This window comes from Paenibacillus sp. Marseille-Q7038, assembly GCF_965111595.1.
On the sequence record NZ_CBCOOM010000001.1, the window covers coordinates 1,158,202 to 1,176,934 of the forward strand.

The window sequence follows — 18,733 nt, forward strand, 5'->3', positions numbered from 1 at the left end:
CGAAGATTATTTGCAACCGCAGGGAGTGGAGTACATGTTATCGTTTCAAATCATCAGTTTGATCGTATATTTAGGTTTGTCTGTTGTCATTCTTTGTCATAGTATATGGCTACGTGGACGGGTGGGACAAATCAGGTTTGATGGACAGGGCAAACAGCAATCTTTTCTTACTATAGCCGTGTTTATTTTGGGTGGTGTTTATCTCGTTTCTAGTACAGGTTTTGTAAGATACGGACTCTTTATTATCGCTTTTATCGTGCATTACTTTGTAACCCGGTTCTACGTAGGGACGAAGGGAATAAAATACGGCACACGTTTTTACTCTTTCGACCAGATTCATTCCTATCGTGGGTATAGTGATACGAATGAGCTATCACTGTACTTACACGGAAAGACGAATGATATGTATTTACGGCCGCGGATTTCTTATCATAGCAGTAGGATTCGTCAGATCCTGGAGCAAGAAGGAATAGAGAGTGCTAACGATACGGAAGATACAAGCGAACATGAAGCCAGGAAGTAAGACGTTTTATTGCTAAAGCTGTTTTGGATTGGAGACATAGCCATACTTCATAGATAAACAATGTAGCCGCCTTATGGCGGCTTTTTTAATACCGAAATGATGCTGAATTTGCGTGTGATGTCGTATTTGGAAAAAGGGATCTGTGATCCTTCTCATCGTGACGTATTATATATTGACCAATTGCCCTTAATGACGTATTATATTGGCTGAGCACAACTTGAAAATATTGGAAATTATGACAAGGAGAGATAAAATGAAGAACAAGCGGGTGTTTTTGTTTCATGAAGGAAACGCGTCTATGCGCGAGCTGCTCGGAGGTAAAGGTGCGGACCTGGCCGAAATGACGAAAGCTGGATTACCAGTTCCTTATGGATTCACCATCACAACAGCTTCCTGCAGAGATTATTATACTCACCTTGGTCATATCCCGCTTACACTCATTGATGAGATTCGAACAGCACTTCGATCTCTAGAACAAACTTCAAACAAGCGCTTCGGTGATCCGGTGAATCCTCTTTTACTTGCGGTACGTTCCGGAGCGGTTACTTCTATGCCGGGCATGATGGATACCATTCTTAATTTAGGCCTCACGGATGAAACGGTAGAGGGTCTTGCGGTAACTACAGGTGATCGAAGGTTTGCGCTGGAATGTTATGCAAGATTTATACAGATGTATGGTCATGTCGCCATGGATATCGAAAATAATGCTTTCTCTAAAGTTCTTCAGCAAATAAACCGTGAATCTGAGGCGGAACATATCGGACAGTTGTCGGAAGTGAAACTGGAAGAGCTGATTAGTAAATATAAACAAATGATTCTTCATCGTGCTAAAAAACCGATCCCGCAAAATGTAGAAGACCAATTAATTAATGCGGTTCGGGCTGTTTTTCGTTCCTGGTCAAATCCAAGAGCTAAGGTCTACCGTAAAGTTCATAAAATCTCAGAAGATCAAGGCACCGCTGTAAGTGTCCAGGAAATGATTTTTGGAAATCGGGATGAAACGAGCGGTACGGGCGTTTTGTTTACGAGGAATCCTTCCACAGGCGGAAATGAGATGCTGGGTGAATATTTGCCTGCTGCCCAAGGGGAAGAAGTTGTATCGGGAACCAGAACACCTTTTGGTATTACTTATCTCAAACAAACGATGCCGTCCATATACGAACAGCTTCATGAAGCAGCTTCTTCATTAGAAGAGTTATATGGCGATATTCAAGATATTGAATTTACGATTGAGAAAGGTCAGCTGTACATATTACAAACAAGAAATGCAAGAAGAACAGCGCAAGCTGCCATGAAAGCAGCGGTTGATTATGCGGAAGAGGGGATTATTACTAAAGAAGAGGCACTAATTAGAATTGAGCCTGAACACTTGAATCAGCTACTCCATCAATCGATTAAAATTAGAGAAGAAGATGAGATTATAGCTAGCGGACTACCTGCCTCTCCTGGAGCAGTGAGCGGACAGCTCGTATTCGATGCAGAAACGGCTGAATCCTGGGCATCTCTTGGAAAACGAGTCATTCTTGTGCGCAGAGAAACGACCCCGCAGGATATTCACGGTGTTATCGCAGCAGAAGGGCTTCTTACGCTCCGCGGCGGAATGACAAGTCATGCTGCTGTAGTAGCGAGAGGGATGGGAACCCCTTGCGTATGTGGTTGTGAAGAGCTTGAACTTCGTGAGGATACAAAAGAGCTGATCTGCAGTGATCAGATCTTCCGTGAAGGAGATTTAATATCGATTGATGGCGGAACAGGAAAAGTATATGCCGGAGAAATCGAACTAAGAGAGCCAGAAATATCCGAAGAACTAACACGGATGCTCAGCTGGGCAGATGAAGTGAAGAGGATGAAAGTATTTGCAAACAGTGATCATCCCCATGATGTAAGACTCGCTCGTAAATGGGGAGCAGAGGGAATTGGACTTTGCCGAACCGAGCATATGTTTTTATCTCCATCGAGACTTCCGCTAGTACAGAGAGTCATTGTTGCAGGAAGCAACCAAGAGCGTCAGGAAGCACTCCAAAGACTACTACCTGTGCAGCAATCTGATTTCGCAGAAATTTTCACGGAAATGGATGGGTTGCCAGTTACCATCAGGTTGCTTGATCCACCGCTCCACGAATTTTTGCCTAAGCTCGAAGTGCTCGAAGGAAGAAGAGAGCACCTGAAGATGATTACACTCGATGGTGATACAGATGAACTCGAGAAGGTAGATCGTGTAATTGAGAAGGTTAAAGAATTGAAAGAATCGAACCCTATGTTAGGTCAAAGAGGAGCAAGACTTGGCATCGTATTCCCGGAGATTTATGATATGCAGATCGAAGCTATATTCAGAGCAGCGCTGCAATGTATTCATCAAGGAATCAAAGTACTGCCGGAGATCATGATTCCGCTGATTGGTCACGCAAGTGAGTTATCCTTCCTGCGTAAATTAGTAGATGAAGTAGCAGAGCAGGTACTTAGGGAAGAGCGAATCCATTGTCCTTACCGTGTAGGTACGATGATTGAGGTTCCTCGTGCTGCACTTACCGCATCACAAATTGCGGAGCATGCCGACTTTTTCTCGTTTGGCACGAATGATCTGACCCAAATGACGCTGGGGTATAGCCGAGATGATGCAGAACGAAAGTTTTTAAATCATTATGTAGAACAAAAGATTCTTCCTGCTAATCCATTTGAAGTATTGGATCAAGATGGAGTTGGTGAGCTGATTCGGATGGCTCTTGAACAAGGAAGATCCCGTAAACCGGAACTTGCAGCAGGAATATGCGGAGAACATGCAGGGGAGCGGGATTCGATTTTCTTTTTCCATAATGTAGGGCTTGATTATATTAGCTGCTCTCCTTATCGTGTACCTTTCGCACGTATTGCTGCTGCCCAAGCACAGATTCAAGATTCAAACATGACAAAATCATCTCATGGTGAGAACCCTATTTCTACTACAGCATAAGAGAAAGTTAACAAATCACGCTGGAGGGTGAATAAAATAGAACTTACCGCACGCCAGCAGCAAATTATTGACATTGTACAGAAGAAAACACCGATTATTGGAGATCAGATCGCTGAACAGCTTGGCTTGTCTAAACCGACGATACGCAGCGATCTTTCTCTTCTTGTCATGACACAGTACTTGTCTGCGAAACCGAAGGTTGGATATTTTCCAGGTGAGCGTCTGACGGTTAAGGAACCGCTTCGAACGGCGCTTGTAAATATGAAAGTAAAAGATATTCAAAGTGTACCGGTCGTAATCAATGAAAATGCGACACTTCATGAAGCCGTCGTTGCTCTATTTTTAGAGGACGTTGGCACCCTGTTTGTTATTAACAAAGAAGGTAGACTTTCTGGCATTCTATCTCGAAAAGATATCCTGAAGATGACGCTTGGGAATCAGGATTTATCCGAAGTGCCTGTATGCATGATGATGACGAGAGCCGTGCAGATTGTTGCGGTCACACCCGAAGATCATGTTGTGGAGGCTGCACAGAAAATGATTAATTATGAAGTGGACAGTCTTCCTGTTATTCGAACATGGAATCAAGAGGATGGGTATGAGGTGGTTGGCAGAATAACCAAGACTACCATTACCAAGCTTGTCGTTCAGATCGCAGTAGAATAGGCCGCTGGAGGAGAAACTATGCAATTTGTTGCTATCTGCTCGGATTCACTCGGGGAAACCGCAGATCTTGTTGTGAGAGCTGCACTGCACCAATTTGAATCCTTGCAAATTCAGATTAAACGTTACCCGCAGATTCGCAGTGAGGAAGAGATTCGCGAACTGATGGAAGAAGTCCACCGGATGTCAGGGTTTGTTGCTTATACTCTCGTACAGCCTGAACTTCGTGAACTGATTAAAGAAGAGTCCATTCGGCTGAGTATCCGAACAGTGGATATTATGGGCCCCATGATGCAGGCATTTATCGATACTTTTCATGATTCCCCTACGCAAAGACCAGGGGTGCTTCACCGCCTGGATGAGGACTATTTTCGCCGCGTAGAAGCAGTCGAGTTTGCGGTAAAATGTGATGACGGCAAAGATACCAGTGCGATTCGAAAAGCGGATATTGTCCTTCTTGGTGTGTCTCGGACTTCGAAAACTCCGCTCAGTATTTTTCTGGCGCATAAAGGTTATAAAGTCGTAAATTATCCCGTTGTGCCAGAGATCAAACCTCCTGATCCGCTTAATGAAGCGATCAAGGGACAAGTCATCGGTCTTACGATGGACGCAGAACATCTGCTCAAAATTCGTACAGAACGACTGAAAGTCATGGGTTTACCGCACGGTTCCAATTATGCTTCACTCGCTAGAATTGTTGAAGAATTGGAATATGCATATACGTTGTTTGATCGGTTAGGTTGTCCTGTCATTAATGTCACAGACAAAGCGATTGAAGAAACGGCTGGAATGATACTTGGTTATATATGAAACCGCCTTCTGGCGGTTTTCTGCTTCTTTTGATACGATAATAGATAAAACAAATGGAAATAGGGGGAGCCGCTTGTTAACAACAATAGGAAACCAGAGTATTACGATAGAACCTTTTGGGGAAGAGCATGAACCATTTTATATGAAATTAAAAGAGTTAGCCAAGGTAGATGATCAGGAACATGTAAACCCGGCGAAGTCAGAAGTTGCTTTTGTTGCGCTTGCTGACGGAGTTCCAGCGGGCATGATTTTTACATATCATCGTCCGTTTCATCCCTACTGTACCTATATTTCACTTCTCGTCTTCCCTTCAAGTGACCGAATGTTGATTGCATCGAGATTGTTGGATTCTTTATCGGCGCACCGGATGGTGTACCCGCTCCAAATCTCCGTCTGGGAAACTGATTTTGCAATGAAGCAGGCACTTGTTAAGCAAGGGTTTTATGAAATTAGAAATACATATAAAGTACGTATTGCAACGCCTGAGAGTGGATTTATCAGAGATGAGGAATACTTTATGAGGCAACACTCCGATTATGAGGTGTTGTCACTGTCTGAATATCTAAAGAGGGAACAAGGTGAAGAAGAACTTGTACGCCTTGTGAAAAGAACCTACGAACATACGCACCGGGCAAATCCACCGGGAGTGTTCGATCTATCTCGCTGGAAAGCATTTCTATATGAGCAAGATTTGGATTCACAAGGTTCTTATGTTGTTCTCCATGCTACGAATGGTCGTTGTGCCGGATTTGCCTTGCTTCATTCTACTTCAGAGAACGGTGTGGCGGAACTCGGTTGGAGAGGTGTGGCATCTTCTGAACAATCCGATCTGATTCTGCTGCTTACACGAGAACAAATGACATACGCCGCTGAAAATGGAATCAAGCAGCTTGTTTGCGAAGTGGACAGTACAGATCCTTACCAAATGGAGTTGCTACATGTGTATCCGTTTGAACCTGCTCCAGCATGGGTTACTTATCATAGACAAAGATAATGACAGGAGTTGAATTTCTCATGGTGATCAGAGAACAAGCAGAACATTTTATCATGATTGAGCAACATGAACATGCTAGATTAAGCGGAGAAATTGCCAAACATCTGAAAGCCGAATACTTCATTCATGAGAAAGATAAACAAGATGTCATTTATGCAATCACAGAGCACGATCGTGGCTGGATTCGGCTTGATGCTGACCCCATCTGGAATGAAGTCACAAAAGCTCCCTATTATTTCGTCGATTATCCCTATGCGGTTAAGCTTAAAATGTACCAAGTAGGAATTCAAGAAGTTGAATTCGTTAATCCTTATGCTGGTTATTTAGTGAGTTACCATTTTTCTACCTTTCCCGATATTAAGAATGGAACCGATCCGTTCAGTATTTCTTTTAATCAGGAAGAGAAGCAGCGACAAGACCAGCTGGAACAACAACTGGGCTCAATTCAGAAGACGGAAATGAAACAGCATTACCACCTACTTCAATTGTGTGATGATCTGTCTCTCTACGTATGTATGAATGAACCGGGGGTAAGTAAAGATAAGGAACATCCATGGTTCCAGAATGGGCTTGGATCAGCGGCGGTACTTTTTCAAGAAGGAAAAGGATCCGTTCAAGCATTTTGGAAAGATGAATATACGGTGGAAGTGCAGCCTGCCCCATTCAGTAAGGCTTTTGAGACGGAGTTATTCTACCGAAAAGTAGCCAAAAAAGACATTCAAGATAAAGGATTGAACAAAGCTTTTCACGAAACAGAGCCGGCAGTTCAAAAAATAACGTACACATCATAATAACGGTATACATCGTAATATATGAGATTTTAAGAAAAGAAATGGCCCTTAACCGGTCGTTTCTTTTTTATTTCTTCGTACGTTTTCTTTCATTGAAATGGAAGGCGGATCAAAACAGTGTTATAATTAATCAAGCTTTTCGTAAACGAGAAATTAATTTTGATAAATGGGGTTGTGATTTTGAAAAAAACGATGAAGGGGCTTCAAGGGTCCTTATTTGTTGTTGTATTTGTTTTGCTATTGGCAAAGTTTGCCTTATTTCGTTTCTTTGTTTTTAGAGATTTATCATTGGACCGTGTAGGTGCAGATGCCCTAGCGATTCTTGTTATTCTGAGCCTATGGGAACTCATTAGTCCGCGCAGATGGAAAGGCAGTGCTTATTTTGTACTAAATACACTCTTTTCTCTTATTTTGTTCGCAGCAACGCTGTATAACGTGCAGTTTGGGTCTATACCTACTTACACCACGCTACTCAGCTTGAATCAGATTCCGCAAGTAGCAGGAAGTATTGGTATGCTCATTAAACCGATACATTTCTTGTTTTTTGTTGATGTAATCTTAATGGCAATTTGGTGGTTCTACCAACGCATGCAAGGTAAACGCCGATTGTATACGAAACAGCTTTCCCGGATCTCTATCGTTGCGGTCGGAGCCATTTGTGTTATTCTCTCCGGTTTAACGATTGCGAAAGATGGTACGATTGAGAATGAAACCGTTCGTGCAGATGAGCTGGGGTTTCTCAATTATCAAATAGCTGCTGCCATTCATGCGAAAGCAGAAAATAAGGCGATCGCCGCTGGGAACCTGCAAGAGACCATCAAAAAAGTGAATGATCTAAAGTCATCCTATCCTTATCAGACCTCGGAGAAGGACCCTGATGCGAAACCAGAAGGGTATGGGGCGATGAAAGGTAAAAATGTCATTGTCGTGCAGCTGGAATCTTTCCAACGGTTCCCGATCGGACAATCGGTAGAAGGTCAAGAAGTTACGCCGGTTCTGAATGAGCTTATCGGTGATAGTCTTTATTTTCCAAATGTATTCCAGCAAATTGGGCAGGGAAATACGTCGGACGCCGAATTTATATCGAACACATCCATTTATCCGCTTGGCACCATTGCCATGTCTACCGGTTATGGAGATCGCGTTCTTCCGAGTCTGCCGAGACTGCTGCAAAATGAAGGATATACAGCAGAGACCTTTCATGTGAACTCGGTTAGCTTCTGGGATCGAATTAAGATGTATCCTGCACTTCATTTTGATCAGTATTTTGATAAGCCTTATTTCAACAATGATAATTATAATGAGATGGGAGCTTCCGATGAAGAACTATTTCGTGTGGGAATTGAAAGGCTGGCAGATTTAAAAACACAGAACCAACCTTTTTATGCTCAGTTTATAACGGCTTCGAGCCATTCTCCTTTCAAAGTCAAACCGGAATTTGTGAAGTGGGATACACCTGCTTCTATTGAAGGAACAGCGCTTGGGGATTACCTGACATCACTGAATTACGCTGATTACGCGCTTGGAACATTGATTGATGGACTGAAAGAGCAAGGATTATGGGATGAAACAGTGCTTGTTGTTTACGGTGATCATTTTGGATTACAGAATCAAAGTACTTCTCCAGAAGAGGTCGAAGCAGCACTCGGTGTTCCATACCATGAACAGGTTAGCAGATTTAATATTCCTTTAGTTATTCATGTACCCGGGATGGAAGGGCAAGAAATTGAGACGGTTGGCGGTCAGATGGATATTCTGCCTACGGTCAGCAATCTGTTCGGTATTTCACTTGAGGACACTAAATTTACCGCTTTCGGTCAGGATCTGCTGAATGTGGATCAAAATGTGATTGGCATGCGCTATTACTTGCCAACGGGTTCTTTCTTTAATAATGATATTATGTTTATTCCAGGGACTGGGTTTGAAGATGGAACCGCAATTTCACTTGAAACGCTGGCTCCTGTAGAAGACATTGAGAAGTATAAGTCAGACTATGATTACATCATGCAGCTCATGAAGTTGTCTGATGAGTATGTGAAGCTACTTCCGAAACGCGGGTTATAAAAAGAATCGTAAAGGCACCGTATAATAGGTACGGTGCCTTTTGTCAGGAGAAAATGAAGAAATGAGGAGAAGAACGGATGATCAAAAATGAAAAGATCAAAGCATCAGAAGTACATGTGACGGGTCTAGATGGAGAAGATCTCGGACTTATGTCGACAACAGAAGCGTTGAAACTAGCAAAAGAATTAAAAGTGGACTTAGTATGCACCTCACTCATGACAAGCCCGCCGCCTTGTAAACTGATTGGAGCAGGAGCAGCGAAACAGGAAGCACTGGCTGAGAAACGGAAGGACAGAGCACCAAAGACGAAGGAGATCAGGCTGACACCTCATATTGAGGAGCATGATTATGATACCAAAAAAACGCAAATGGAACGGATTCTAAAGACGGGTGATATTGTAAAGCTGGTTGTTAAGATCCAAGGAAAGCAAGGAGAAGCGGCTAAGAAATTGCTTGAAGACTTAATTCGGGATGTAAAACCTTGGGGGAAACCGAGTACTGGAATTCAGCTTAGCGGTAAACAAGCGGTTGTAGAATTACATCCTTAAAAAAATGTTGTTAAATACAAGGTAGAGTTATTGGAATACAGATGATTTAACGCTATAATCTTAAAAGGACTTACATCCTTAACGGATGATCTAAAATATGAACTTACTCTAACAATTATCGGAGGTTACTTTTCATGGAGAAAACTTTAATCTTTGGCCACAAAAATCCGGACACGGATACGATTTGCTCTGCACTTGCATATGCTGATCTGAAAAACAAACTGGGCATAGAAGCAGAGGCAGTACGTCTCGGCGAGGTGAACGGTGAAACTCAGTATGCGCTTGATTACTTTGGTGTTGTTGCACCGCGTTTCGTAGAGACTGTAGCGAATGAAGTAAACAAAGTAATTTTGGTAGACCATAATGAACGTCAGCAAAGTGTAAGTGATATTGATCAAGTACAAGTTACGGAAGTTATTGATCATCATCGTATTGCAAATTTTGAGACAAGCCATCCGTTATACTATCGTGCGGAACCAGTAGGCTGCACAGCAACTATACTTAATAAATTGTATAAAGAAAATAAGGTAGAGATTTCTAAGCCTATTGCTGGTTTGATGTTATCTGCTATTATTTCGGATTCACTCTTGTTTAAATCTCCTACTTGCACAGATCAAGATGTGGCTGCTGCTGAAGAACTCGCTGCGATTGCTGGCGTAGACGCGAAAGTATATGGTCTGGATATGTTAAAAGCAGGTGCAGATCTAAGCAAGAAGTCAATTCCTCAACTGTTGACCCTAGATGCAAAAGAGTTCCAAATGGGCAGCTCCAAAGTGGAAATTGCACAAGTAAATACAGTAGACGTGAATGATGTACTTGCAAAACAAGAGGAACTTGAAGCAGCTATTTCTGCAAATGTTCAAGTGAAAAACTTGGATCTGTTCCTTTTTGTAATTACTGATATTCTGAATAATGATTCTGTTGCTCTTGCCATCGGTGAAAAAGCGGATGCGGTAGAACGTGCTTACGGTGTACAACTTATTGAGAATAAAGCAGTACTCAAAGGTGTAGTATCTCGTAAATCTCAAATTGTTCCTGTTCTTACAGAAGCATTAGCATAACATAAATATATACAAAACCCTCTGACTACTGTCAGAGGGTTTTGTATATATTTATTGTATTTTAGAACGAAACCGTAGGTTCATGTTCTATACTATTTTCAGCGATTTCTGGTGCTTTCTTAAATTCTACTTTCTTCACTCGGTTGCGTCCCACTTCTTTGACGGTAAAGAGGAGACCTTGATGAAGATGCGTTAGACCTGGTCTCGGGTTAAGCAAGATGGTATATAACCATCCACCAATAGTATCCGCAGTTTCCAGATCGAAATGTATTCCCGTCATATCTGCGATTTGATCAAGCTGGATTTTTCCATCTACAATGTAGTGAAGCTCCCCAAGTTGTTCAATTTCCTTGCGTTCTTCAGAGTCAAATTCATCTCGAATTTCGCCAACGATTTCTTCGAGAATATCTTCTATCGTGACAAGCCCGGCTGTCCCACCAAATTCATCTACTAAAACGGCGAGATGAACTTGTTCTTTCTGCATTCGTTTCAACAGATCATTAACGGCTGTTGCTTCAGATACGGTCAGAACGGGATGCATAAACTGTTTGAGATCAAGACTTTTACCTTCCTCATAATTAAGGAACATTTGTTTCGTATTAATCATACCTATAATCTGATCTTTGCCTTGATCGGCAACTGGAAAGCGTGTGTATTGTTCTCTACGGATAATTTCCATGTTCTGATCAAACGTATTATTCGTATATAGACAAACCATGTCGGTACGAGGGATCATAATTTCTTTCGCTAATAAATCGTCAAAAGCAAAAATACGATTTACATATCCGTATTCTGTATTATTTATTTTTCCGCTCTGATAGCTTTCAGATAGAATAATTTGTATTTCTTCTTCAGAGTGAGCATCTTCATGTTCACTTGCTGGTTTTAATCCGAAGAGTCGAACCAAGCCATTGGCAGATCCGTTTAGAAGCCAAATAAAAGGATACATGATTTTATAGAACAACATAATTGGTCTTGCAACCAGGAAGGTCACAGTTTCTGCTTTCTGAATAGCCATTGTTTTCGGAGCGAGTTCACCCACAACGACATGCAAGAAGGTAACGATAGCAAAGGCAGTAATGAAGGAAACGATGTGGCCAATTTCTGCAGCGATGCCGAATCGTTCAAACAACGGTTCAACCATTTTTGCTACAGTAGGCTCACCGAGCCATCCAAGTCCTAAAGCTGTTATCGTAATACCAAGCTGACACGCAGACAAGTATCCATCCAGATTGGATGTCACTTTCTGTACGGCAAGTGCACCTCTACGTCCTTCCAGTACTAATTGATCAATTCGGCTCGGTCGCAACTTAATAATGGCAAATTCAGTAGCTACGAAGAAAGCCGTTAGCGCAATTAATACGACAAACAAAAACAAATTCAGTCCTATGTCATCCATTAGACGTCTTCACAATCCTTTATAATATATTTTAAGTTCATATGAACTAGTATACAGAACTTATCATTGGGTGAGCAATGGTCAATATCGTCTGGTTTAGTTGATTTATGGCGTTTAAGGTCTGAATTGATGAACTTTATATCCTTTTGCGCTCCCTTGCACTCCTTTACAAGGGATAGCGTGTCACGTAATATTAGTCCATATGATTTGATAGGATTATTATTACAAAAATATAGGAGGTCCGTGAGATGACAGAGTTATTCACCCTTACTCGTAGCGAAATGGCACAACTGCTGCTGTCCATCGAAGGACATCATAAGATAACACCACTAGAACTGCTGCAAAAAGCGTGGAATGAACACCATAAGTCTGACGTAGATCAGAGAACTACATATGCAGCATTCTTATCCACTTCGCTTCCTCCCATCTTAGAGAAATTAATTAAAGGCAATCGAACGGCTGGTTTCTCCCTCCAAGAGATTGCTTCACTCGCTCAAATGATTGAATATTCAAATACATCCCTTACTTCGATGCAAAATTGGGTGAAGCGGGATTTCAAAGAGTATTTTTCTTCACCGAAGATCGGGAAAAAATATTCCATTCATCAAGCTGCACTCCTCTTTATTATAGATGATTTAAAAGCAGTTCTAGACTTCGATTCTATCCGCAATCTGTTCAAGGGGGTTTTTATTGATCCTGAGCGGGACGACGATGATTTATTAAATCCGCTGATCTTGTACAACACGTATGCGGATCTTTTTGAACAGTTAGACTGTGAGAAGGAGCGTTTTATTCACACGGATCGGGCAGCAGAAGCACAGGTACTGACGGCAGCTGATGAGATAGTGCAATCTTTCTCCTATTTAACGGAAAGACAACATCTTATCGTGAGGAATATCATTTTCATTGCCACCTTATCCATACAAACAACATATTTACATTCCCTTTCTAAACGATATTTGAATGCAACCTTATTTTTATAAGGATATGAATGACGAAGAATAAAAAGCCGGTATTTTTATAAATACAGGCTTTTTTTACTTATGCAAAATGATGGGAGAGGATATTTATTTAAAATATGAATCTTTTGTAACCTTAGTTTGGAGTAAGGTAAAAAGAGGTAACTATTAGAATAGATACAATTGGTAGGTGAAGGAGGCGGCCACATGTCAGGGCCTTTAACAGACAGTAAAGTCTGGAAGAGCATCTTTCAGAATGCACCCATTCCGATGGCCATGGTTGTTGGTGATAAGGGAATAATATGTAAAGTGAATAAAGCGTTCGAAAAATGGGCTGAACTTTGTTCAGAAAATTTGCTCTCTAAATCTTTTATACATATATTAGGTTTACAAGACATGGAATATATTAATTTTAAGCAGATCGCTAACGAACTAGAGACAGGCAGCGAGGATTCAGTACAATACAAAGTTCTGCTAAACAAGGAGCGTCTCAAATCTAAAGAAGTACAGCTCCACTTCTCACTATTGGAGGATTCGGATCAGGAAGACTCTTGTTTTATTGTTCAGGCCGTTTCCCCAATGAAAGACTTAGCAGCGGAAAGAGAATTGGAAGAATCAAAATCTCTGTTCAAATATAATCCATTAGGAGTAGCTTCTATGGACCTCAGCGGCCATTTACTGCGGGTAAATGAAGGGCAGTGTAAGATAACAGGTCATACGGTAGAAGAGCTTCTTACAGACCGATATACTCCACTGATTCATCCTGATTATATAGAGAAGACCGATTATCACTTTTCTATGGCTTCCCAAGGGATCCCGCAATCGTACCATATTCGTATGCTTCATAAAGAGGGGCATACCATTGAAGCAAGTGTAATCAATGTTCCTACTATTCTAAACGGTAAGGTGGTAGGTGTTTATGGTATTACTAGCGACATCACAGAAAGCAGACGGTATCTTCAGGAAATCGAGAATCTTAGCAACCAACTTGAACTTATTTTTAATGCAGTAGATGAATGTATATTTGGCGTAGATTATGAGGGACATTTGACTTATTTGAATAAAAAAGGGGCCGAACTGCTCGGCATATATCAAGAGGAAGCGATCGGTCTTAAGCTTACGAATCAATTTTTGCAATTTAATGAAAATCATTATCCCTACACACCAGAAAAGATGCCAATATATGAAAGTATTCTGTCTGGGGAAAGTCACTGCGTAAAAGAAGAGATTTTTGGACGCAAAGACGGAAGTACGTTTATTGCTGAGTATCAAGTCACTCCATTAATCGATCGGGGTGAACGTAAAGGTGCAGTCGTCGTGATTAGAGATATTACCTCTATCAAAGAGATTATGAAGGCAAAAGAAGAAGCGATTCATGCAGACCGGGCCAAATCCGAATTTCTTGCGATGATGAGTCATGAACTGCGGACACCAATGAATGGGATCGTGGGGATGACTTCTTTATTAATGGATACAGATCTCGATGATGAGCAAAAGTCATATACAGAGATTATTGCCAGCAGCAGCAACACACTCATGCAAATGTTTGGGGAACTGCTTGATTTTAGTAAGATCGAAGCCGGGAAAATAGAAGTGGTTCATGAGCCATTTTCCTTAACGGAAGCACTTCGAGAGGTTCATGATTTATTTATCGCTTCAGCAGAAGAGAAAGGTATACGGCTTATACAAAATTATGATGAGGATATCCCGGAAATCTTCTTAGGGGATGTAACCAAAATCAAGCAAGTTTTAATTAACTTAATCAGTAACGGAATTAAATTTACGAATGATGGAGAAGTGATTATACAAATTGAACAAATGAACACTCACTTGACTAATCGAAAATTACTTGTATTTCAAATTCAAGATACAGGTATTGGAATTCCACTTCATAAACAGCATGAATTGTTTCAATCCTTCTCCCAGTTAGATGCTTCCATTAATCGAAAATACGGTGGAACCGGTCTCGGACTGGCCATTTCAAAACGTTTGGTTGAAGTGATGGGAGGTACGATCAGCGTCAGTAGTGATGAAGGGAAAGGAGCTACCTTTCAATTTCTACTGGAGCTGGATATAGTCTAAAAAAAAGAAGAATTTAAAAAGGACAGTCTTAACCTCGTTCTCGTTAGAGAAAAGTCGGACTGTCCATTTCTTTTTTTATTATTCGTTCCATCCGCCTATAATACTAGAGAGCAATATGCACTCCTCATCCTCTAACTCAGCGATGCATCGGATGTTCTCATGATCTTCTGGATCTGTGCAGTAAATTTCACGACGTCCATCTTCATGGTGAACGATAATGAAATTTGAACCTGATTTGGTTTCCAGTTGATATTTCATACCTACACCGGGCAAAGTGGATTTGAGAAGTTCCATGGGAATAATCCCCTTTCTAAGCTATAATTCGATTTGCTGTTATTCACACTCAAAGCCGTATTGTACTATCAGGTGTCTTCGAATGCAAGACGAAAAGAAGGAAAGGTACATAATAGCAGGTTTTCCTAGGCAGAGATTCCGATTTTTAATGATAATTTTGATAACACTGCTTTTTAGGAAGGATTTTCGATGATTATAATGAAATAGAACTGTGTATACATAAATTAACAACATAGAGTATTTATTCTTCTTATACACCCTTTATAAGTTTTACCTCCCTAATAACCATCTTCTAAGACCAACCTTCATGGTGTTACCTCTACAATGTTTGATCTTCTAATGTCCAGTCACAGGCATCTTCAATATGTTATTTGTTTATTTCTACTCACTTTAGCAGCAGTTATACAATTTTACATCTTGAGGAGGCTTTTCCATGAACAAAAAAGAAGTGGTAGCTATGTTACTGGCCGGAGGTCAGGGTAAACGATTAAAAGGGCTGACGAAGACTTTGGCTAAACCTGCTGTTTATTTTGGGGGTACTTACCGCATTATTGATTTTCCGCTGAGTAATTGTGCAAATTCGGGAATTGATACGGTAGGTGTATTAACACAGTTTGAGCCTTTGGTGCTTCATTCGTATGTAGGGATCGGCAGTGATTGGGATTTAAACCGCCGAAATGGAGGCGTGTTTGTTCTTCCGCCACATGAGAGAGAGGGGAGTAATAACTGGTACAGAGGTACGGCAGATGCGATCTATCGTAATCTGAATTTTGTTGACCAGTTTGAACCAGAACATGTGCTTATTTTATCAGGTGACCATATCTACAAGATGGACTATGATGCCATGCTTCGATATCACAAAGACCATGATTCGGACTGCACGATCTCGGTCGTTGATGTACCCATGCATGAAGCAAGCCGGTTTGGCATTTTGAATACAAAAAATAATTATGAGATTTATGAGTTTGAAGAGAAGCCCGAACATCCGAAGAGTACGCTAGCATCCATGGGAGTATACATGTTCAGATGGTCTGTCCTTAGACAACATCTTCTTGAAAGTGAACAAGATCCGGATTCCACCTATGACTTCGGTCATGATATTATTCCACTGCTTCTAAAGAATGAGAAGAAGCTGTACGCTTATCCATTCAGCGGTTACTGGAAAGATGTAGGGACGATTAAGAGCTTATGGGAAGCGAATATGGATCTGTTAAGCGACGACCCTCCGCTGAATTTAAATGATCCGCAGTGGCGTATCTATTCACGTAATCCGAATGAACCGGCGGGCTATATTGGCACAAAAGGGAAGGTACGTAACAGCATCGTGAATGAAGGCTGCATTGTCGAAGGGGAAGTCAGCAAATCGGTATTATTTTATGGGGTAGAGATCGGGGAAGGAAGTGTGATTACGGACTCAGTAATTATGCCTAAAGTGAAAATAGGGAAGAATGTTAGGCTTCACAAGGCGATTGTAAGCGAAGGAACGATTATCGAAGATTACTCCGTTGTTGGGGGTAATGGAGATCAAGAAGATGAAATATTACTGATTGACGAAACATATCGACAACATACTTATGGACTTAGCTAAATATGAATGAGGACGGTGACCGAGTATGCAACAACTCATGGGTGTAGTAAACCTGGATCAAGAGCTCGATTTAATGAATGAATTAACGTATTTTCGTTGCGGTGCTGCCGTTCCTTTTGCAGGTCGGTATCGTTTAATCGATTTTGTATTGTCAAATTTAATGCATTCTAACATTCATCATACCGCGCTATTTGTACGCCGGAAGTATCGGTCGCTACTTGATCATTTGGGGCAGGGAGCTCCATGGGATCTAGATCGCAAACACGGGGGACTCTTTATACTTCCGCCCGACTGGAATGATCCTACGGACCGTTCCAAAGGCGATTTACAGCATTTTCATAATAATCGTGATTATTTTCTTCGAGCAAAAGGCACCCATATTATTCATACGGGCAGTCAGCATATTTACTCTATGGATTATCGTGAAATGTATCAGTTTCATATCTCTCAGCAAGCCGATGTCACTCTTCTTTATAAAAAAGTAGATGAGATCCTTCCTGAACATGAATCCTGCGTACGGGTCGATGTGGACGGTGTGAAAGTTACCGGAATTCATCAAGAAGGAGACCATCCTAATATATATCTTGGTGCCTTTATTATGGAAAAACAATTGTTTTTGAAATTAGTGGATCATTGTATTGCCCATGGTCAAGATTACTTCTTCCGTGACGGTATCCAAGATAATTTGCATAACTTAAACGTTGCTGCTTTTGCTTTTGATGGCTATCATACCGTAATTAACTCGATTGAAAGCTACTATCGCAATAGTATGGATTTACTCAATCAAGAACAATATCAACGTTTGTTTAAACAAAATGAGATTCATACCAAAATCAAATACGAACCGCCGACTAGGTTTCTGGATAATGCGGAAGTAAGCAACTCTTTAATAGCTAATGGCTGTATTATTGGAGGACAGGTCGAGAACAGTATTATTTTTAGAGGAGTTAAAGTTCATAAAGGGGCACAAATTCGGAATTCGATCATCATGCAAAAGTGTGTAATTGAGGAGAATGCAGTGCTTGAGAATGTAATTCTTGATAAAGATGTACATTTAACGGCAGATCGCACACTGATCGGTGACGCTAAGCAGCCTTATGTCATTGCCAAAAGCAGCCAAATTTAAAATTACTAAAAAGGTCGGAGGAGTAATCCTCTGACCTTTTTTATATTGAATTTCTGAAGTTTCATAATCGTGATGGCAGTTTATATGTATACTATAAGCCGGCCTTTTTCGCAGCTGATGAACTAAGTACACGCTTAGCACCATAATATTTTGAGCTCCAATAACCCTTATTAATGGGTGTAATGGCAATACCTTTAGAGGAGGTAGCGGAGACAAAATTGTTATTACTTAGGTATATGCCAACATGCGAGATACCTTTACCGCTTGTATTAAAGAATACAAGATCGCCTTTGGTAAGAGCGGATTTTTTCACTGATGTGCCTTTTTTATATTGTTGCTTCGAACTATGGGGTAAAGATACACCTAGTTTTTTATATACATAACGAGTAAACCCAGAGCAATCAAACCCTGAGAGTGTGGTACCGCCGTATTTATAAGGAACACCAACTGTTTTATTTACTGTGGTAGAAAGTACAGAAGCGGAAGCTTGCCCGAGTCCTGCTGTGAATAGTAATGATAGTCCTAATGCTGCTGCTGCGAGTTTCTTTTTCAAAATGTAATACTCCTTCCAATGCCTGCGAGGTTAGCTAAGGATTCGGTTGAAGGTACCCTATGATCACTCTGTTTCGAGATCAATTCACCCATGGTAGGCGGGTCCCCCGCTTCTTAGGTGCGTAAGAATTCGGCGGTTATCGTGATTGCACCTTGTATATTCATGATAATGATAACAATTAGTTACAAAAATAATTACGAAAATGTTACTTTCTCTACAACGAATTTTAACATTGGCAGAATGAATTATCAACCTGATTTTGCTAATTTCGTTATCATTTTTTCGGATTTATCACGCTTTTGTGAACAATGGTGTTGGTTAACCCTTA

16 protein-coding genes and 1 riboswitch are annotated in these 18,733 nt (G+C 41.0%); of the genes, 13 read left to right on the plus strand and 3 right to left on the minus strand.

The genetic code is table 11. From position 1 onward, the window contains the following. Positions 1 to 34: 34 nt before the first annotated feature. The 9 genes from ACWPWY_RS05610 to ACWPWY_RS05650 all read left to right on the plus strand — a co-directional run bounded on the left by ACWPWY_RS05610 (position 35) and on the right by ACWPWY_RS05650 (position 10,404). Complete coding sequence (locus ACWPWY_RS05610; protein WP_454190760.1) at positions 35 to 523, plus strand: hypothetical protein; 489 nt, start codon at positions 35 to 37, stop codon at positions 521 to 523. A gap of 253 nt (positions 524 to 776) precedes the next feature. Continuing rightward, positions 777 to 3,473, plus strand: a complete 2,697-nt coding sequence (ppdK, locus tag ACWPWY_RS05615; protein WP_454190761.1) for a pyruvate, phosphate dikinase — start codon at positions 777 to 779, stop codon at positions 3,471 to 3,473. Between the two features lie 27 nt (positions 3,474 to 3,500). Then, a complete protein-coding gene (locus tag ACWPWY_RS05620) occupies positions 3,501 to 4,139 on the plus strand; it encodes a CBS domain-containing protein (RefSeq protein ID WP_454190762.1) in 639 nt (212 codons plus the stop codon). 18 nt (positions 4,140 to 4,157) lie between these two features. Then, positions 4,158 to 4,946 carry a pyruvate, water dikinase regulatory protein gene (locus ACWPWY_RS05625; protein WP_454190763.1) on the plus strand — a complete coding sequence of 263 codons (789 nt, stop codon included), beginning with the start codon at positions 4,158 to 4,160 and terminating at the stop codon, positions 4,944 to 4,946. A gap of 73 nt (positions 4,947 to 5,019) precedes the next feature. Beyond that, positions 5,020 to 5,940, plus strand: coding sequence for a hypothetical protein (locus ACWPWY_RS05630; RefSeq protein ID WP_454190764.1), 921 nt, complete (start codon positions 5,020 to 5,022; stop codon positions 5,938 to 5,940). A 20-nt stretch (positions 5,941 to 5,960) separates the two neighbouring features. Next, complete coding sequence (locus tag ACWPWY_RS05635; protein WP_454190765.1) at positions 5,961 to 6,731, plus strand: DUF3891 family protein; 771 nt, start codon at positions 5,961 to 5,963, stop codon at positions 6,729 to 6,731. Between the two features lie 174 nt (positions 6,732 to 6,905). Further along, positions 6,906 to 8,795 carry an LTA synthase family protein gene (locus ACWPWY_RS05640; RefSeq protein ID WP_454190766.1) on the plus strand — a complete coding sequence of 630 codons (1,890 nt, stop codon included), beginning with the start codon at positions 6,906 to 6,908 and terminating at the stop codon, positions 8,793 to 8,795. A gap of 77 nt (positions 8,796 to 8,872) precedes the next feature. Further along, entirely contained in the window at positions 8,873 to 9,343 is a 471-nt protein-coding gene (gene infC, locus ACWPWY_RS05645; protein ID WP_454190767.1) for a translation initiation factor IF-3, read from the plus strand. A 134-nt stretch (positions 9,344 to 9,477) separates the two neighbouring features. Beyond that, positions 9,478 to 10,404 (plus strand): manganese-dependent inorganic pyrophosphatase, encoded by a 927-nt coding sequence (locus ACWPWY_RS05650; protein WP_454190768.1) that lies wholly within the window; start codon positions 9,478 to 9,480, stop codon positions 10,402 to 10,404. 61 nt (positions 10,405 to 10,465) lie between these two features. On the opposite strand, the gene ACWPWY_RS05655 is transcribed toward ACWPWY_RS05650, so the two are convergent. After that, on the minus strand, positions 10,466 to 11,803 hold the full coding sequence (locus tag ACWPWY_RS05655) for a hemolysin family protein (RefSeq protein ID WP_454190769.1): 1,338 nt from the start codon (positions 11,801 to 11,803) through the stop codon (positions 10,466 to 10,468). A gap of 248 nt (positions 11,804 to 12,051) precedes the next feature. Between ACWPWY_RS05655 and ACWPWY_RS05660 the strand changes: the two genes are divergently transcribed. Beyond that, positions 12,052 to 12,786: a DUF1836 domain-containing protein gene (locus ACWPWY_RS05660; protein ID WP_454190770.1), complete on the plus strand. Its 735-nt coding sequence runs from the start codon at positions 12,052 to 12,054 to the stop codon at positions 12,784 to 12,786. A 183-nt stretch (positions 12,787 to 12,969) separates the two neighbouring features. Continuing rightward, positions 12,970 to 14,844 (plus strand): PAS domain S-box protein, encoded by a 1,875-nt coding sequence (locus tag ACWPWY_RS05665; protein ID WP_454190771.1) that lies wholly within the window; start codon positions 12,970 to 12,972, stop codon positions 14,842 to 14,844. A gap of 78 nt (positions 14,845 to 14,922) precedes the next feature. Here ACWPWY_RS05665 and ACWPWY_RS05670 read toward each other — a convergent pair whose 3' ends face one another. Further along, complete coding sequence (locus ACWPWY_RS05670) at positions 14,923 to 15,138, minus strand: hypothetical protein (RefSeq protein ID WP_454190772.1); 216 nt, start codon at positions 15,136 to 15,138, stop codon at positions 14,923 to 14,925. Positions 15,139 to 15,571: 433 nt separating this feature from the next. On the opposite strand from ACWPWY_RS05670, the gene ACWPWY_RS05675 reads away from it, so the two are divergent. Together ACWPWY_RS05675 and glgD are read left to right on the plus strand one after the other, a co-directional pair. Further along, positions 15,572 to 16,726 carry a glucose-1-phosphate adenylyltransferase gene (locus ACWPWY_RS05675; RefSeq protein ID WP_454190773.1) on the plus strand — a complete coding sequence of 385 codons (1,155 nt, stop codon included), beginning with the start codon at positions 15,572 to 15,574 and terminating at the stop codon, positions 16,724 to 16,726. 25 nt (positions 16,727 to 16,751) lie between these two features. Further along, complete coding sequence (gene glgD / locus ACWPWY_RS05680) at positions 16,752 to 17,852, plus strand: glucose-1-phosphate adenylyltransferase subunit GlgD (protein WP_454190774.1); 1,101 nt, start codon at positions 16,752 to 16,754, stop codon at positions 17,850 to 17,852. Between the two features lie 91 nt (positions 17,853 to 17,943). Here the strand turns inward: glgD and ACWPWY_RS05685 are convergent, their stop codons facing one another. Next, positions 17,944 to 18,405 carry a C40 family peptidase gene (locus tag ACWPWY_RS05685; RefSeq protein WP_454190775.1) on the minus strand — a complete coding sequence of 154 codons (462 nt, stop codon included), beginning with the start codon at positions 18,403 to 18,405 and terminating at the stop codon, positions 17,944 to 17,946. A gap of 4 nt (positions 18,406 to 18,409) precedes the next feature. Further along, positions 18,410 to 18,550, minus strand: a riboswitch (cyclic di-AMP (ydaO/yuaA leader). Between the last annotated feature and the right edge of the window lie 183 nt (positions 18,551 to 18,733).

Coding starts and splice junctions, on each gene's coding strand:
- ACWPWY_RS05625 (WP_454190763.1), top strand. CDS start 4,158: ATGCAATTTGTTGCTATCTGCTCGGATTCACTCGGGGAAACCGCAGAT.
- glgD (WP_454190774.1), top strand. CDS start 16,752: ATGCAACAACTCATGGGTGTAGTAAACCTGGATCAAGAGCTCGATTTA.
- ACWPWY_RS05660 (WP_454190770.1), top strand. CDS start 12,052: ATGACAGAGTTATTCACCCTTACTCGTAGCGAAATGGCACAACTGCTG.
- ACWPWY_RS05655 (WP_454190769.1), bottom strand. CDS start 11,803: ATGGATGACATAGGACTGAATTTGTTTTTGTTTGTCGTATTAATTGCG.
- ACWPWY_RS05665 (WP_454190771.1), top strand. CDS start 12,970: ATGTCAGGGCCTTTAACAGACAGTAAAGTCTGGAAGAGCATCTTTCAG.
- ACWPWY_RS05650 (WP_454190768.1), top strand. CDS start 9,478: ATGGAGAAAACTTTAATCTTTGGCCACAAAAATCCGGACACGGATACG.
- ACWPWY_RS05675 (WP_454190773.1), top strand. CDS start 15,572: ATGAACAAAAAAGAAGTGGTAGCTATGTTACTGGCCGGAGGTCAGGGT.
- ppdK (WP_454190761.1), top strand. CDS start 777: ATGAAGAACAAGCGGGTGTTTTTGTTTCATGAAGGAAACGCGTCTATG.
- ACWPWY_RS05610 (WP_454190760.1), top strand. CDS start 35: ATGTTATCGTTTCAAATCATCAGTTTGATCGTATATTTAGGTTTGTCT.
- infC (WP_454190767.1), top strand. CDS start 8,873: ATGATCAAAAATGAAAAGATCAAAGCATCAGAAGTACATGTGACGGGT.
- ACWPWY_RS05670 (WP_454190772.1), bottom strand. CDS start 15,138: ATGGAACTTCTCAAATCCACTTTGCCCGGTGTAGGTATGAAATATCAA.
- ACWPWY_RS05635 (WP_454190765.1), top strand. CDS start 5,961: ATGGTGATCAGAGAACAAGCAGAACATTTTATCATGATTGAGCAACAT.